Annotated in this window: 10 protein-coding genes; all 10 read right to left on the reverse strand. The window is 71.9% G+C overall.

Annotation, left to right across the window (positions count from 1 at the left end; translation table 11 throughout):
• Positions 1 to 2: 2 nt before the first annotated feature.
• The 10 genes from ACWC21_RS36650 to ACWC21_RS36695 all read right to left on the reverse strand — a co-directional run bounded on the left by ACWC21_RS36650 (position 3) and on the right by ACWC21_RS36695 (position 15924).
• Positions 3 to 1235 carry an O-antigen ligase domain-containing protein gene (locus ACWC21_RS36650; protein WP_450888495.1) on the reverse strand — a complete coding sequence of 411 codons (1233 nt, stop codon included), beginning with the start codon at positions 1233 to 1235 and terminating at the stop codon, positions 3 to 5.
• Position 1236: 1 nt separating this feature from the next.
• The gene (locus ACWC21_RS36655; protein ID WP_450888460.1) at positions 1237 to 2766 is read right to left on the reverse strand and encodes a right-handed parallel beta-helix repeat-containing protein; all 1530 of its coding nucleotides are present in this window, start codon (positions 2764 to 2766) and stop codon (positions 1237 to 1239) included.
• An 11-nt stretch (positions 2767 to 2777) separates the two neighbouring features.
• Positions 2778 to 4730 (reverse strand): alginate lyase family protein, encoded by a 1953-nt coding sequence (locus ACWC21_RS36660; RefSeq protein ID WP_450888462.1) that lies wholly within the window; start codon positions 4728 to 4730, stop codon positions 2778 to 2780.
• Entirely contained in the window at positions 4727 to 6925 is a 2199-nt protein-coding gene (locus ACWC21_RS36665) for a bi-domain-containing oxidoreductase (RefSeq protein ID WP_450888464.1), read from the reverse strand. The genes ACWC21_RS36660 and ACWC21_RS36665 overlap by 4 nt, the downstream gene beginning before the upstream one ends.
• 17 nt (positions 6926 to 6942) lie before the next feature.
• Positions 6943 to 8877 carry an asparagine synthase (glutamine-hydrolyzing) gene (gene asnB, locus ACWC21_RS36670; RefSeq protein ID WP_450888465.1) on the reverse strand — a complete coding sequence of 645 codons (1935 nt, stop codon included), beginning with the start codon at positions 8875 to 8877 and terminating at the stop codon, positions 6943 to 6945.
• A gap of 3 nt (positions 8878 to 8880) precedes the next feature.
• On the reverse strand, positions 8881 to 10434 hold the full coding sequence (locus tag ACWC21_RS36675) for a Wzz/FepE/Etk N-terminal domain-containing protein (protein ID WP_450888467.1): 1554 nt from the start codon (positions 10432 to 10434) through the stop codon (positions 8881 to 8883).
• On the reverse strand, positions 10431 to 11798 hold the full coding sequence (locus ACWC21_RS36680) for a Wzz/FepE/Etk N-terminal domain-containing protein (protein WP_450888469.1): 1368 nt from the start codon (positions 11796 to 11798) through the stop codon (positions 10431 to 10433). The genes ACWC21_RS36675 and ACWC21_RS36680 overlap by 4 nt, the downstream gene beginning before the upstream one ends.
• Positions 11795 to 13060, reverse strand: coding sequence for a glycosyltransferase family 4 protein (locus ACWC21_RS36685; RefSeq protein WP_450888470.1), 1266 nt, complete (start codon positions 13058 to 13060; stop codon positions 11795 to 11797). The genes ACWC21_RS36680 and ACWC21_RS36685 overlap by 4 nt, the downstream gene beginning before the upstream one ends.
• On the reverse strand, positions 13050 to 14375 hold the full coding sequence (locus ACWC21_RS36690; RefSeq protein ID WP_450888472.1) for a nucleotide sugar dehydrogenase: 1326 nt from the start codon (positions 14373 to 14375) through the stop codon (positions 13050 to 13052). The genes ACWC21_RS36685 and ACWC21_RS36690 overlap by 11 nt, the downstream gene beginning before the upstream one ends.
• A 70-nt stretch (positions 14376 to 14445) precedes the next feature.
• Positions 14446 to 15924: a sugar transferase gene (locus ACWC21_RS36695; RefSeq protein WP_450888473.1), complete on the reverse strand. Its 1479-nt coding sequence runs from the start codon at positions 15922 to 15924 to the stop codon at positions 14446 to 14448.
• Positions 15925 to 16264: the final 340 nt, after the last annotated feature.

Here is a 16264-nt window from a genome sequence, read left to right on the forward strand (position 1 = left end):
GCTCATCTCACCTCCGTTCGCTGGGCCCAGCGCGGGACACGTCGTCGGTCGGCCTCGGGCGTCACCAGGGAGCCGGTCCCGGGGGGAGTCGCCAACAGCGAGGCGGCCAGCGCCAGATGCAGCAGATAGGGCGAGGCGTCGCCCAGCCCGGCCTCGGTGTACGACGCGAGCGCGCAGTAGCTGATCAGGAAGAGGGCGCAGGCCCTCTGCAGCGACGGGGGCCGCAGCAGCGCGACGCCGCCCAGTACGACGAGGAACGCCGCGACGAGGGACACCCCGATGAGGCCCTGCTCGTTGTAGACGGCCAGCCAGCTGTTGTCGATCGGCAGCCCGCCGAACGACTTGTCGCCCAGGCCCACGCCGAACCACTTCTCCCCGGTCGTCCGCGGCGCGGCCAGCAGGGCGTCCCAGACCTTGGCCCGACCGGTGAGGCTGGAGAAGTTCTCCTTGCTCTGTCCGCGCAGGAACCACGCCTGGAGCACGGAGGCGAACCCCACCGCGGCCACCGTGGCGCACAGCACGGCCCAGGTGAAGAAGCGGCGGGCCGCGGTGCTGGTGAGCAGGAGCGAGCCGATCGCCAACGCCAGTCCGACCAGCAGGCCGAGCGTGGCCGTCCGGGTGTGGGTCAGCCCGAGCAGGACGAGTGACGGCACGATGACGACCGCCGCGCTGGTCCTGTCGGTTCTGCCGCCCAGTACGAGCAGCACGGTGAGCCCGATGATCACCGCGGCGTACTGTCCGATCTGCGGCGGGGTGAGCGGCCACAGCGCGCCGACCAGCCGCCCGCCGTAGAGGTCGGGCAGCGCGGCGCCCGGTGAGACGACCAGGCCGGCGGCCACCGTCCCGAGCACCGCGAAGTACATCCGGATGTGGTGCCGGACGAACGTCATGCTCCCGTCCCACCAGCGGCTGAGCAGCCACAGCGTGCCGACGAAGAGAGCCAGCCGGAAGCACCTGAACAGCGCGCCGAACCCGGACTCCAGGTCCGCGCTGGAGACGACGCTCGTCACCAGCAGCAGGGTGAGCAGGAAGACGTACGCACTGGCTCGGACGCGCAGCCGGAGGTTGACCATGAGCGCCAGCGCGAACGCGGCGACCAGCGCGCCCATGGTGACCATCTGGATGAGGGAGCGGGGCAGCGGAACGATGGTCTTCGCCCCGGCGGAGCCGAGCGTGTTGAGGACCAGCAGTCCCCAGACCGTCCCGACGAGCTTCGGTGTGTTGCCGCCCTCCACCTCAACCACCGTCCTGTGCGCGGTAGGTGCTGCCCGCGTCCTGCTGGTACGGCGTGCCCTGCCACTGCCCGAAGTCGAGCACCCGGCTCGGGTCGTAGGCGACGAATCGCCAGGGGCCGAGGTAGACGTTGTGGTGCCAGCGGTTGTGCTGCTTGCGGGTGATCGACTCGGCCACCCGCTCGCCCTTGTAGGGCGACCAGTCCGGATAGGTGCCGTAGTTGGCCAGCACCGCCATTCGGTCGCACTTCGCCGTGCACCCGACGACGGACTTGTCCAGGACGAAGCGGTTGTCGTGGATGTCGACCCGCTGGGTCTTCCACCGGCAGTCGGAGTAGAGCGGTGGTCTTGTGATCGCCGGCTTGACGCAGCGGTGGACGTCGCCGACCAGCAAGGTGCAGTCACCGGAGGAGGTGTTGGCCGGGCTGTTGCAGAACCGGTCGGCGTTCTCCCACAGGGTGATCCCGGACCAGTTGTTCTCCAGCAGGTTCCCGTAGATCTCGATCCTGTCGGTGCGGGCCTTGATCCGGGGTTCGCCGCCCGACTCGGACAGGTAGACGGCCGGATACGGGAAGTTGTCGCCGCGGTCGGCCTGTCTGCGGCCGTCGACCCGGTTGTTCCGCCGGATCGTGTTGTTCCGGATGACCGCGTTGTAGCTGGTCTCGTAGATCAGCGCGGCACCGTCGTTGGCATCGAGCACGTTGTCCTCGATGCGGAAGTCGTTGTTGTCGGTGTCCGCCCACAACCCGGCTCCGCGATTGTCGTGCACCCAGTTGCCGCGTACGTCGGCGCCGTTGACCGCCCAGAACTTCACGCCGCCGGTGCAGCCGCAGCCCGGCTTGCGCCGCTCCCAGTCGCCGGTGTTGTTGCCCACGATCTCGTTGCCCTCGACCAGCAGGCCGCTCATACGGCCTCTGGACTTGTAGGCGTTCATGCCGTACTGACCGTTGTCGCGCAGACAGCTGGCGCGGACCCGCTGGCGGGAACCGGCCATCAGCCCGGCACCCGAGTTGTGCTGGATCGTCGCGTGCTCGATCACCCACCCGTCGGCCGAGTCGTGGTTGACCACGCCCTCGTTCTGCGGTGCGACGAAGCCCTGCACGGTCAGATAGCGGATGGTGACGCCCCGGGCACCGCCGCCGAAGGCGTACTGGTTCTTCTTCCGGCCGTCGAGCACCGCCCCCGGCGCGCCGATGTAGCGGTCCCCGTTCTTGGGGATGACCTGGGCGTAGCGGTCCGGCTCGAGCCGGTGCCTGCCCGGGCGAAGCCAGAACGTGGTGTTCGGGGGGCTGTTCTTGGTCTTCGTGGCCAGGTCGCCGACCACCGCGGGGTCGACCGTCACCGCGCGCGCCGGCGCCTTCGCCGGCCCGGCCGCGGGTTCGGCGCACACCCTGGCCACGGGCCGGGGCGCGGGCGTGGACGGCCCGGATGTCGGCTCTGCCGCCGAGGCGCCCGGCGTGCTCTGACAGCCGGTCGCCGCCAGCAGGGCCAGCGCCGCCGCGGGCAACGCCAGGTTCCGCCACTTGATCTCCACGCGTCCCCTCCCTAGCCCCGGAACCCGAGCACGGTCGTGAAGTCCTCCGTGCCGTCGGCGAAACCGGTGCCGACCAGCGTGGTGGCGGGTTCCTTGCGCCCGAAGCCGGCGGAGTACCAGCCCAGCGGCGGATCGGACTCACCGCGATGCGCCCGCCAGGCCAGCTGCCCGGGCAGGTCGAGCACCGCGGACCGGTCCTCGCCGTCCCGGGTCCAGGTGAGCTGCGCCCGGTTCCCCTCCAGGGCCACGGCGATCGCCGGGCCGAGGTGGAACGCCAGACGGACGGCCCGGCGCGGGCTGTGCTCACCGCGGACCTCGTCGATCACCCGCAGCTCCCGGCGGGTGGCCGTCAGCTCCACCCGGCGGCGGTGCACGGAGCCTTCGTAGCCGTCGTGTTCGGCAGCCCAGCGGGTCACGTCCTCGCCGGACGTGTCCACGGTCAGGACACGGGTCTCGGCATGCCGGGTCCACAAAAACGGGCCGCCGGAGACGGACTGGTCACCGCCGTCCAGCTGCAGGGTGTTGTGGCCGAGGGTCGACCGGAAGTACTGCCGCCACTCGGGCTGGCCGTGGTAGCAGTACGTCCCCGGGTCGGCGAGCACGTCGACACCGTCGTGCCGGACCTCCAAGGACAGCGCGTCCGCGTGGGCGTGCGCGGCGATGGAGAGGAAGCCGTGCGGACCACCGTCGCAACGGCACCAGATCTCCTCCGGCCCGCGCAGGATGGTGAGCCCCGCGTCGGCGAAGTGCGCCGGACGGTTCGCCGGGCGGCGCACGGACGGTTCGCCCGACTTGACGAGCGCGGCCAGCAGCGGAGTGCGCACGTCGGTGCCGGTGACCTCGGGCCACCAGGGGAGCCGGCCGAAGACGGCGTCACCGGTGGTCAGCAGCGAGCCCCAGCGGTCGGTGCCCGTGCCGTCCAGGACCAGGCCGTACCCGTCGTCCGCGTCCCCCTGGCGAGGCGGCCGGAGCCGGTTGTCCACGACCGCGGCGAGCGCGTCGGTCATCCGCAGCAGCACCAGCCGGATCGACGCGGGGACCGCCACGCCCGCGGCATCCGCCTCGGCCACCGCCGCCAGCCCGAGCTCCAGCACCAGTCCGTGGTACTCGGTGGCCAGCTCACGGTTGAGACCGGAGAGGTAGGTGTTGCCGCGCAGGTGCCGCTCCAGCGACCGCAGCGCGTCCGCCCGCCAGCGCGCCGACGAGGGGAACCACCCGAACGCGCAGGCCGCCGCGAACTGCCCGGCCGTCTCGGCGATGACGTGGTTGTTCGCCGACGACCCCCGGCTGGGGAACGCGGCCAGCCAGCGCTGGTGGTACCAGATCTGGTTCAGCGCCACCGGGTTGTCCTCGAACAGCGCGGCCGCGCCCGGCCAGCCGTCGAGCAGCCTGCGGATCCACACCCAGGACAGCAGCCGGATGCCCAGCTCGATCCCGCTGATCCAGTGGACGCCGCGCAGCGGCGGGTTGACCGCCCACCACGACCGCAGGTGCTCGGCCACGCGCTCGGCGTACCGTTCGTCCCCGGTGATCGCGTAGGCGGCGGCGAGCACGGTGAGGTACTGATGCCGGGACAGCTCCCAGATCTGCTTGATGTCCCCGACCGCGTCCTCGTTCCGGTACGGCACGTCGAAGGCGTAGCCCGAGGGAGCCCGGCGCCCGGTCTTCGGGTCGAACCACCAGTCCGGGTCGGCCAGGTCGTCGCGGACCACCCCGAAGTACTCGGCGTGCCCGCCCATGAGCCGGTCCGCCTCGGCGATGAGCCGTTTCGCGGCGTCCGGTGCCACCGCGGCGGTCGTCCCGGCAGGCAGTACCGCGGTGAACCGGGCCCCGGTCACCCTCGGGCAGTGCGGGCGCGCCGACCGCCACCCCCGTCTGCGCACCGCGTCGCCCACCCGGCCGCCGACCTCCCGCGGCCCCATCCGGGACAGCCGCCGCAGGTACCAGCCCGCGCTCATGCTCATCGCGCCCCCGCCAACGTCACCGGCGCACCGCCGGCCAGAGCGGTCCGCACGGCGAGGGTGGCCGCCGTGGTGGCGACCAGCGACTCCAGCGGCACCGGCATCGGCCCGCCGGTCCGCACGGCCTTGACGAACGCGGCCAGCTCGGCGTTCTGGCCCTTGTCCCGGGCCTTGGGCAGCCGTGAGCTGACCCACCGCTTCTGGCCGGCTGTGCTTTTCTCGAAATACACCGAGGCCCGCACGAAATCGTCGAGCCGCAGCGCACGGCCGTCCGCGATCAGGTCCAGTGTCTCCTTGGGGAATCCGGAGGGGCCGGAGGTGAGGTAGCTGATGGTGGCCGTCGACCCGTCCTGGTAGCCCAGCACGATCTGCAGGTCCTCGTTGCCGGACGGGGCGGTCGCGTACACGGACACCGGGTCGGCGTCGAGCAGCCAGCTCGCCGTGTCGATGAAGTGCCCGCCCTCACCCGCGAACCGGGAGCCCTCGGTGCCCTGCTGGAGGTACCAGCTGCCGTGCTGCAGCCGGCCCGCGTTGACCAGGTAGCGCAGGTGCGCCGGTCCGGTCCGGGTGCCGAACCGCTTCCTGGCCTCCTGCAGCAGCGGCGCGAACCGTCGGTTGAAGCCGACCTGCAGCCGGTCGTTGCCCGACTCCTCCACCGCCGCGAGCACACCGGCCAGCTCGTCCTCGGTGAGGGCGAGGGGCTTCTCCACGAACACGGTCTTACCGGCGAGCAGCGCCTTACGGGTCAGTTCGGCGTGCGAGCTGTGCCGGGTGACCACGAACACCGCGTCGACGGACTTGTCGCCGAGCACGGCGTCGAGATCGGTGGTCGCCCCGGCGAAGCCGAACTTGCGCTGCGCGTTGGCCGCGGACAGCGCCGTCGTGGTGACGACCGTCGACAACTCCACGCCCTCGCGCCGCGCCAGGTGCGGCAGCAGCATCGACGTCGCGTAGTTCCCCGCGCCGACGAACGCGAGCCGTACCGGGGACTTGGCGGGCCGGGCCGGACCGGACTGCACCTTGACCGCGGGCACGGCCACCGCCGGGGCCACCGCTTCCTCCGCTTCCCCCGCCTGTTCGGGGTACCGGAACAGCACGGCCACGGCCTTCAGGTCGCCGTCCTTCAGACGCCGGTACGTCTCGACCGCGTCGTCGAAGTCGGCGATGTGGGAGACCAGGGGTTCCACGTCGACGCCGCCGCGGGCGAGGAGGTCGAGGAAGCACGCCAGGTTGCGGCGCTCCGTCCAGCGCACGTAGCCGATCGGGTAGTCGCGTCCCTCGAGTTCGTACTCGGGGTCGTAGCGCCCGGGTCCGTAGCTGCGGGAGAACCGGACGTCGAGCTCCTTCTCGTAGTACGCGTTCCACGGCAGGTCGAGTCGGCACTTGCCGATGTCGACGACCCGGCCGCGGTCCCGGCAGAGCCGGGCGGCCAGCTCGACGGGCTGGTTGCTGCCGCCACCGGCCGCCAGATACACCTGGTCCACGCCCGTACCGCCGGTGAGTCCGGCGACGGCGGCCTCCACGGCCGCGGACGCGGGATCCCCGCAGGCCGCCGCACCCAGCCGCTCGGCGAGTTCGCAGCGCACCGGGTCGGGGTCGGCGCCGACGACGCGGACTCCCGAGGCGGCGAGGAGCTGCACCACCAGCTGCCCGATCAGGCCGAGGCCGATGACCAGGGCCACTTCGCCGAGCTGTGACCCGCCCTGGCGGACGCCCTGCAGCGCGATCGACCCGACGGTGCCGAACGCCGCGTGCCGGGGCGCGAGGCCGTCCGGCACCGGGGTGAAGAGGTTCTTCGGCACCCAGTTCAGCTCGGCGTGCAACGCGTGCTCGTTGCCCGCGCAGGCAACGAGGTCGCCGGCCTTCACCTCGTCGATCCCGGCGCCGACCTGCTCGACCACCCCGCACAGCGAGTAGCCCAGCGGCGTGTAGGAGTCCAGCTTGCCCATCACCTTGCGGTAGGTGGCGGGCACCCCGTTGGTGGCCACGCTCTGCATGACCTTGGCCACCTGGTCGGGACGGGAGCGGGCCTTGCCCAGCATCGACATGCCGGCCTCGGACACCTTCATCAGCTCGGTCCCCGTGGAGATCAACGAGTAGGCGCTGCGGACCAGCACACCCCCCGGCTTGCACCCGGGCACCGGAACGTCGAGCACCGCCAGCTCGCCGCTCTTGTAGTTCTGTACAACCTGCTTCACCCGAACTCCTCTGATTCCTAAGCCGTTTGCCGAGTGCTCTGGCCGGACCCAGAGGTCGCGTCGCGATACCAGTACTCGAGGGTCAGCACATGCCACAGATGCTTGGAGAAGTCCTGCTGTCCTGCGGCGTCCTCGGCGACCATCCGGGCCAGCGCGTCGCGGCGCAGGAACCCGGAGCGGACGAGCTCGCCGTCGTCGACCACCTCACGCACGAGCGGCGCCAGATCCCGGCTCATCCAGGCGCGCAGCGGGGCGCTGAACAGGCCCTTGGGCCGGTAGACGATCTCCCGGGGCAGGATCGAGCCGGCCGCCTCCTTGAGGACCGCCTTGCCCTGCCGTCCGGCGATCTTGCGATCGCCGGGCACGGTGAACGCCGCCCTGACCACCTCCACGTCCACGTACGGCACCCGCACCTCGGTCGACGCGGCCATGCTCGAGCGGTCCGTGTACGTGAGGTTCAGGCCCGGCAGGAACATCCGGGCGTCGGCCAGGCACATCCGGTTGACGAAGTCGTCGAGGTCGTTGTCCGCGTAGACGTCCGCGTGCTCGGTCAGCACGTCGTCGACCGCCCCGGCCAGGTCCGGATCGACCAGGCCGAGCAGCTCGCCCTGGTCGTACATGGTGTAGCTGCGCCGGAACGCCGTCTCCTCCGGCAGCTCGGCGAAGGAGAGGAACCTCTTGGCGAAGCGCACCGACCTGAGGCCCCGGCGGGACGTGGCGACCGGCAGCCGGCCCACGGCCGCGGACACCCCGCGCCGCAGGGGCCGCGGGACGCGCTGGTAGCGCAGCGCGAGCAGGTTGGCCAGGTGCTTGCGGTACCCGGCGAACAGCTCGTCGGCGCCCATCCCCGAGAGCATCACCTTGACCCCGGCCTCCCGGGCGGCCGAGCAGATCAGGAACGTGTTGATCGCGGCCGGGTCGCCGATCGGCTCGTCCAGGTGGTACGTCATCTGCGGCAGCAGGTCGAGCACGTTCGGGGCGATCTCGATCTCGTGCAGGTCGACGCCGAACCGCTCGGCCACCTGCCGGGCGTAGCGCAGGTCGTCCGGCATCGCCTCGAACCTGGCGTCCTCGGCGCGGAACCCGATCGTGTAGGCCGAGATCCCGGGTCGGTGGCGGGCCGCCAGCGCGGTCAGGTAGCTGGAGTCGAGGCCTCCGGAGAGGAAGGTCGCGACGGGCACGTCGGAGAGCAGGTGGCGCCGGGTCGACTCCTCGACGACGGCGGCCAGGTCCGGCCGCTCGCCGGCCCGGGCCCGCTCCCGGCCCTCGGCGGCGACGTCCTTCAGGTTCCAGAACCGGCCCCGCTCGACGCGGCCGTCGGGCCGGCACCTCAGCCAGCTCCCCGGCGGCAGCTTCTCCGCCTCGCGGAACGCGCACCGCGAGTCCGGCACCCAGTAGTACAGCAGCGACGCCACCAGCGCCGCGTGGTCCACCTCCAGCGGTCCGCCGGTCGCGGTGGAGAGCGCCTTGAGCTCGGAGGCGAACACCAGGCCCTCGCCGCGCCGGAGCAGGAACAGCGGCTTGATGCCGAGCTGGTCGCGGGCGAGCACCAGCTCACCGGTTCGCTCGTCGAAGACGCCGAAGGCGAACATGCCGCGCAGCCGGGGCAGGCAGTCCGTGCCCCAGCGCCGCCAGGCCTCCAGGAGCACCTCCGTGTCGGAGGTGCCGCGGAAGCACACCCCGGCGGCCGACAGCTCGGCACGCAGCTCGGGCGCGTTGTACAGCTCGCCGTTGTACGTCAGGGCGAGGCCGTCCGAGACCATCGGCTGGGCGCCGGTCCCGGACAGGTCGATGATGGCCAGCCGGCGGTGGCCGAGGTGTACTTCGCCGTCACCGACGGGGTGGCTGTACCGGCCCGCCCCGTCCGGACCGCGGTGGGCGAGGGTGTCGGTGAGCCGGTCGGTCACGATCTTCCCGTCGGGCCATCGGTAAGTGCCTGCGATGCCACACATGTCCTACCGCGCCTCCTGGTTGCTGTCCGGGACCCGTGCCGCCCACATCGGCTGGCGATCCGTCCGGGGCCGGGCCTCTCCCACTGCCGGAACGGCGTGGGAGGTGCCCCCACCGCCCCGCCGGGCGGACCGGTCGCTCTGACCGCGCAGAGCGGTGTGGAGCCCGTCCCACAGCGTGCCGTCGGTCCGGTCGCGCGGGTCGGGGTCGATCAGCACCACGCCGATCACCGCGATGCGCTGATCGGCGAGCTGCCGCGCCACGGTGTGCAGCCAGGCGGCGCTGCCGTGCCCGGCACGCACGACGAGCACGGTCCGAGTGCCGAGGTACTGCAGGTCGGTCCACGCCGTGCCGGGCGCCACCGAGCCGACGCCGAGGGCGCGCCCCTGATGCGGCACGGCCGTGGCACGCTCGCCGCTGACCACGGTCGGGTCTCCCGGCTTGGGGCGGCGGCGGGAGAGCTGCGAGCCGGGCAGGCCGTCGATGACGACCACCGGCCCGTCCGCCGCCAGTGATCCGGCGAGGTCCAGGGCGATCGCGGCCGTGCTGCGCGCACAGCCCAGTTCCAGCAGCGACACCGGTTCCTCGGAGCCGCGCACGGTGCGCGCCAGGGATCCGGTGAGGCGTTCGCGTGCTGCCCGGTTCCGCCGACGGTGCCACAGCCGGGGCGGCCGGGCGGGGAGCTCCGCGATGACCGAGGCGCCGAGGTTGGCCGAGATCTCCCGGCGCAGCACGGGGCGGTCCGCCACCACCGCGCCGACCGCGGACACCGCGAGTCCGAGGACGAGTCCGAGGACGAGTCCGATCGCGGCGTCGGTGGCGGCGGCCTTGGGCAGCGAGTGCCGCACCGCGTGCGGGGCGTCCACGACCTGTGTGCCGGCGATGAGCTGCGGCGTGCCGACGCTCGCCTCCGCGGCGCGCTCACCGAAATCGGTGATCTTCGACGTGAGGTCGGCCCGGCGGGCGAAGAGCGACTCCAGGTTCGCCGACGTCTTCGCTCCGCTCGCCGTCGACCCGTCCGCGATCGCCTTGTTGACCTGGGCGAGTTCGTCCCGCAGCCGGTCGCGTTGCTTGAGCAGGGCTTTGGCCTGGGCGTTCGAGGTTTCCTGGATCCGCCGCACATGGTCCGCGACGAACGCGTCGGCCAGCGCCTTTGCGCGGGCCTCCGCCTCCGCGTCGCTGGCACCCGTCACATTGATCTGCAGCAGGTTGTTGGTCAGACCGACGCCGCTGTAGTCCCGCATGAAGGTCTCCGGTCTCTCCGGGGACTTGAGGGACTTGAGCGCCGCGTCGGCGATCCGCGTGGTCTGCAGCAGCGCGACGTCGGTGCGGATCAGCGTTCCGGGGTCGTTCGGCTGGTCCTCCTCGTGCGCGACCAGCACCTTGGTCACCGCGCTGGGGGGCGGCGGCATCAGTATCGCCGCCGCCGACCCGATCAACAGGCCGACCAGCGCCATGGCGCACCACAGGCGCCGGCGCCTGCGCACCGCCACCACCAGTGCCTGCAGGTCGAGGAGCGGGGCGGCGGCCGTCGACTCCGAAGTCGTGCTCGTCGTCACGCTGAACCTCCCGTTCCGTGGCCGTGCACCGCGAGCGTCTGGGTGGCGTCGTCGGGAAACTGGCCGGCGGACCGTGTGGGGCGGGCCAGGACCATGCCGGCGACGACGATGCCGACGATCTCGTGCCTGCCGTCCGCACACGCCTCGGCGATGCCGACGAGCTCCTCCGCGGTCCAGCTGCCCGCGCTGAGGACGACCAGGGCGCCGGACTCGGTGTCACGGTCCGGCACCGTCGGCCGGTCCACCGAGACCTCCACCACTCGCAGCTGCGGACCGTTCTTGGCCTCGGCGGCGAGCTGCCCGGCGGCCCGGCGGGCGGTCTCGTCGCCGTCCGGTACGACGACCAGCAGCCGCTGGGCTCCCGGCAGCCGCTCCTTCAGGCGAGCGCACACCCGCCGGTAGCGGATCCGGCTGCCGGCCTGGTCGCCGGACTTCTGCGGGGCGGGTGTGTCCCACCGTGTGTCGATGCCGAGGAGGCGGCGGATCCGGGCCCGGGGGCCGCCGCCCTCCGGCCGGTGCACCCGCTGTTCGGTGGGCACGTCGACGGTGCCGAGGAGCGTCGAGCCCAGCGCCGCGGCGATCTCCGGTTCGGTGCGCAGCCGGCGGTTCATCCGTGCCGAGACGAGATGGCCGATGAGCGTGAGCAGGAAGAACAGCAGCGCCCCGGCGACGATGAGCTGCACCCTCGTGGGCGGCGCCTCGCCGGTCGGCCTGGGGGCCGGACCCATGACGACCATGCCCGCCTTGTTGTTCGCCGGGTCGGCCTCGTTCAGCTTCTGCATGGCCTCCTCGAGCGAGGTGCGCAGCTGCTCGAGCTCGGTGCGGGTCTGCACGCTCTCCACGGTCTGTCCCGGATCGGCCGCCTTGGCCAGATCGGTGATGCGGCGGCTGGTCTCCGCCACCTTCTTGCGCAGCGCCTCGGTCCCCGAGGACGCCTCGGGGTCGGCGCTGCCGCCCGCGATCCCCGACGCGAAGGCGACGAACTGCCGGGCCACCTGGTCGGACAGACGCTGTGCGCGCTTCGGGGTGTCGGCCGTGCCCGAGATCTTGATGATGTTCCCGTCGGCGGCCTGGGCGGTCACCCGGTCCTGGAGCGTGGCGCCGCTGACGCCGGACCAGTGCAGAGCGGCGGCCGTCCGGTCGAGCACCGCCGAACTGGTGGCGATGTCCACCTGGGTGCGGAGCTCGCGTTCCTCCCACTGCCCCGGCAGCAGTACCGGTGCCGACGCCGTGTACCGCGGCGGGAACACCACCGAGGTGCCGTAGCCGACGAGTGCCCCCACCACGGTGAGGACGGCGAGAAGCCGCCACCGCCGACGGAGTATCCGCCCGAGTGTGACCAGGCGGATCGTGTCTTCGTTCAACGCCGCTGCCTCTTCCCTGTGCGGACCGGGTCGCCCGCCGGCACCGCGGTGCGGTCACGGCAGGCGGCGGCGTAGGCGGCGAGCAGCGACGACTGCGAGTTGCGCCAGGAAAGCTGCCCGCCGATCCGCTCCTGGCCGATCTCGCCCATCCGGGCCCGCTTCTCCGGATCGTCCAGCAACACCGCGATGAGCTTGGCGAACTGCGCCTCGTCGTTGGCGGGTGCGTACACGGCGGCGTCACCGGCGGAGACGCGCGCCTCCTTGAGGTCGAACGAGACGATCGGCCTGCCCATCGCCATGTACTCCAGAACCTTGTTCATGGTCGACACGTCGTTGAGCGGATTGCGCGGGTCGGGGGAGAGGCACACGTCCGCGGTGGACAGGTAGCGCACCAGGTCGGCGTCCGGAACACGCCCGGTGAACTGCACCTGCTCGGTGAGACCGAGCCGCCGGGACAGCGCCTCCATCGCGTCGAACGCGTCGCCGGATCCGACGAACACCGCATGCCAGTCGGTCCGCCCGAGCTCGTCGCGCAGCTTCGCCAGGGCCCGCAAGGCGTAGTCGACACCGTCCTGCGGGCCCATCACGCCGAGGTAGCACAGCAGATGGGGCTTGCCGCGCTTCAACTCCGGTTCCGGCGGCACCGGTCGGAACCGCTCGATCGCGGGCGCGCTGCGCACCACGAAGACGTCCTCGGGCCGCCGGCCACCACGGCGCACCGCGACGTCCCGGTAGCTCTCGTTCGTGGCGAGCACGATGTCCGCGGCCCGGTAGGTCCGCCGTTCCAGCGCGCACACGGCGCGGTAGAGCAGGTCCTCGCCACGGCCGAACCGGGAGAGGTACAGCTCGGGCACCAGGTCGTGCTGGTCGAAGACGAACCGCGCGCCGCGCCGCTTCAGCCACAGCGCCGGCAGGAACAGCAGGTCGGGCGGGTTGCAGGCGTGGACCACGTCGACCGGGCCGACCTTGCGGGCCAGCCGGGCCGTGTGCCACAACGCCGATCCGTACTCGCGCAGGTAGCCGGCCGGCCCGCCGGTGGCCGCGCGCAACGGGTAACGGTGGATCCGCACCCCGTCGATCAGCGCCTCCGGCTCCGTGTCCCGCTTCTCCCCGCGGGGACAGATGACGTGCACCTCCCAGCCCGCGTCGCGCAGCGTCGTGCACTCCTGCCACACCCGCCGGTCGAACGGCACCGACAGGTTCTCCACCAGGATCAGCGCGCGCAGGCCCGACCCGTCACCGTTGATCGCATCACCAGGCAAGGCCCACGTACCCCGGTTCGGTCCGGCGCGCCTCGGCGTCGGGAAGGCGGACGAGATCGACGATCAGCGGGCCCCCGCCGTGCGGCAGTGCCGAGAGGACGGCCGGATCCCTGGTTCCGACCAGGCACACCTCGGCGTGCTCGAGCACCTCCTCGACGGAGTCCGCGAGCAGCTGCGCGAGGTGCGGCAGCCGGTTCTCGATGTATTCGCGGTTCGCGCCGAGCAGCCGGGAGAGGCTCACGTTGGCGTCGTGGATCCGCAGGTCGTACCCCTTGCCGTGGAGCCTCTCCGCCAGTTCGACGAGCGGGCTCTCGCGCAGGTCGTCGGTGCCGGGTTTGAAGGACAGCCCGAACATCCCCACCCGGCGCCTGCCGGTGCGCTCGACCAGCTCCACCGCGCGTTGCAGGTGGTCGGAGTTGGAGGGCAGCACATGGGAGAGGATGGGCACCGAGACGTCGGCCCGCTGCGCCGCGTGGACCAGGCTGCGCAGGTCCTTGGGCAGGCAGGAGCCACCGAAGGCGAAGCCGGGCCGCAGGTAGGCGGGGCTGATGTTCAGCTTGCGGTCGGCCAGGAACACGTCCATCACCTGGTGCGAGTCCACCCCGAGCGCCTGGCACACCGCGCCCAGCTCGTTCGCGAAGCCGATCTTGAGGCCGTGGAACGCGTTGTCCGCGTACTTGATCGCCTCGGCCGTCGGGACCGGCACCCGGAACACCTCGCCGGGCAGGCCGTCGTACAGAGCCGTGACCGCGTCGCCGCTCGCCGGGTCGAGCTCGCCGATGACGGTCTTGGGCGGGTCGAAGAAGTCCCGCACACTCGTGCCCTCGCGCAGGAACTCCGGGTTGACCGCGACCCCGAAGTCCACCCCGGCCGTGCCGCCGGTGTTCTTCTCCAGGAGCGGTACCAGCAGGTTCAGACAGGTGCCCGGGAGCATGGTGCTGCGGAACACCACGGTGTGCCGGCCCCCCTGCCCGGCCCCCTCGGCCAGCGCGGTGCCGATCTGCTCGGTCACCCGCTCCAAGTAGGTGGTGCACAGGCTGCCGTTGGGCTCCGACGGAGTGCCCACGCAGACCAGCGACATGTCGCTGCCCGTGATCGCCTCGCGGACGTCGCCGGTGGCGCGCAGTGCCCCGGTCCGTACGACCTCGGCGATGAGCTCGCCGATCCGCTCCTCGACCACCGGGGCCTTGCCGTCGTTGACCAGGTCGACCTTCACCTGGTTGACGTCCACCCCGATGACCTCGTGGCCCATGCTGGCCAGGCACGCGGCCGACACGCAGCCCACGTAGCCGAGCCCGAAAACGCTGACTCTCATGACTCGTTCCTCCCCCCAGGCAGGCCCTGACGGCCTGCGATCCGCGCGCCGGCCGGACGACCCCCGCGCATCAGTAGGCCCCCTGGCCGTAGAGCACCGCACGCAGCGTCTTCCACAAGATCACCGTGTCCAGGGCGAGCGACCAGTCCTCGACGTACCGCAGGTCGAGGCGGACCGCCTCCTCCCACGGCAGGTCGCTGCGTCCGCTGATCTGCCACAGGCCGGTGAGTCCGGGTTTGACCAGCAGCCGCCGCCGGATGTCGGGGCCGTACGCGGCGGACTCCTCCGGCAGCGGGGGCCGCGGACCGACGAGCGACATCGATCCGGTGAGCACGTTGAGAAGCTGCGGGAGCTCGTCGATCGAGTACCGGCGCAGCACCGTCCCCACCCGGGTCACCCGAGGGTCCCGGCGGAGCTTGAACAGGGGGCCGGCGCCCTCGTTGCGGTGGGCGAGCTCGGCCCGCGCCCGGTCGGCCCCGGCGACCATGGTGCGGAACTTGAGGATGGTGAACTCGCGCCCGTCCTTGCCGACCCTGCGCTGGCGGTAGAACACCCCGCCCCGGCTGTCCACCGCCACGAGCAGTCCGACGAGCACCATCAGCGGCGCGAACAGCATCAGCAGGACCGCCGCGCCGACCCGGTCGACGACCCCCTTGATCGCCCGGCGCCCCCCGGTGAAGGTGGGCATGCTGACCCGCAGCAGCGGGATCCCGAGCACCGCGTCGACGTGCAGCCGCGGGCCGGCCACCTCCATCAGCACGGGGGCCACGACCATCTCGGCATCGCTGCCCTCGAGGTTCCAGGCCAGCCGCTGCAGCCGGTCGGGTGTCCAGTACGGGTCCGGCGTGACCGCGACGACACGGTAGCCGTCGTGCTCGACGTGTTTGGCGACGTCCGTCAGCCGGCCGACGACCGGAACACCGTCCAGTCGGTCACCGTCGAGCTCGAGATCGTCCGTGGTGCACACCCCGTCCACCCGCCAGCCCAGGTGCGGGAACTTGCGGGTCCGGGTGATCAGGTCGCGCACGGTGGCCGGGCTCCCGGCGGCGAGCACTGGTCTCAGGCACAGCCCTTCCTTGCGCTGTTTGTGCAGCCAGAGGCGGAGCACATACCGCTCGGTCATGGTGACGAGCGCGATGGCGGGAACCGCGACGAAGATCCAGAGCTTGATGTTGCGCGAGGTGAGGGCTATCCCGCCGAGCGCGAGCACGACGGTCGCCGTGAACAGTGAGCGTCCGAGCCGGCGGAATTCCTCGGCCCCCTGGCCGAGCACGGCCGGAGCCCACGACCGGCTCACCGCGAGCGCACCCAGCACCAGCAGCTCGGTGCCGAAGGCGAGGATTCCCCACTTCTCGTGCCAGTTGGCCGCGTCCCGGGCCCCGAAGAAGTTGCCGATCGACGCCACTACCATGGCCGTTGCCGCGGTGTCGCTGGTGATCACGGTACGGCGGTACCGCTGCTCCCAGTCGATCGCGGTCTGACTGATCGTCCCGTTCGCCACACGCTCGCGCGCCGACGGGAACAGGCTGACTACGCCCCCTTGCCGCACAGAACCCCCCAGGTTCCCAGTGATTCGACGTGTTCGCCTAACACCGTTCCTCTGCACAGGAGGCCCCCGCCCCCCGCACTTCGCCTCCCCTCAGGAGGCCCCCGCCTCCCGCACTGCCCCTCCCCTCAGGAGGCCCCCGCCTCCCACGCAGCGCTGTTCCTGCCCACAGGGCGGCCCCCGCCACCCCGCGCCGGACATCCCGGCTGTTTCAGAGCTGCTCCAACAACCCACCCTGGCGGCAGCGGACTTGGACGTCCTGCCAGACCCGCGCGGTGTGCTGGAACCCGTCGGCACCCCAGGTGCTCCCCGCACCCAAGGCCCCCTCCCGGGCGCCGAGCAT

Source organism: Streptomyces sp. NPDC001348, assembly GCF_053597535.1.

What these genes read in the sequence shown, in the direction of transcription:
- ACWC21_RS36660 (WP_450888462.1), bottom strand. Translation starts at nt 4,730, where the DNA reads ATGAGCATGAGCGCGGGCTGGTACCTGCGGCGGCTGTCCCGGATGGGG.
- asnB (WP_450888465.1), bottom strand. Translation starts at nt 8,877, where the DNA reads ATGTGTGGCATCGCAGGCACTTACCGATGGCCCGACGGGAAGATCGTG.
- ACWC21_RS36690 (WP_450888472.1), bottom strand. Translation starts at nt 14,375, where the DNA reads ATGAGAGTCAGCGTTTTCGGGCTCGGCTACGTGGGCTGCGTGTCGGCC.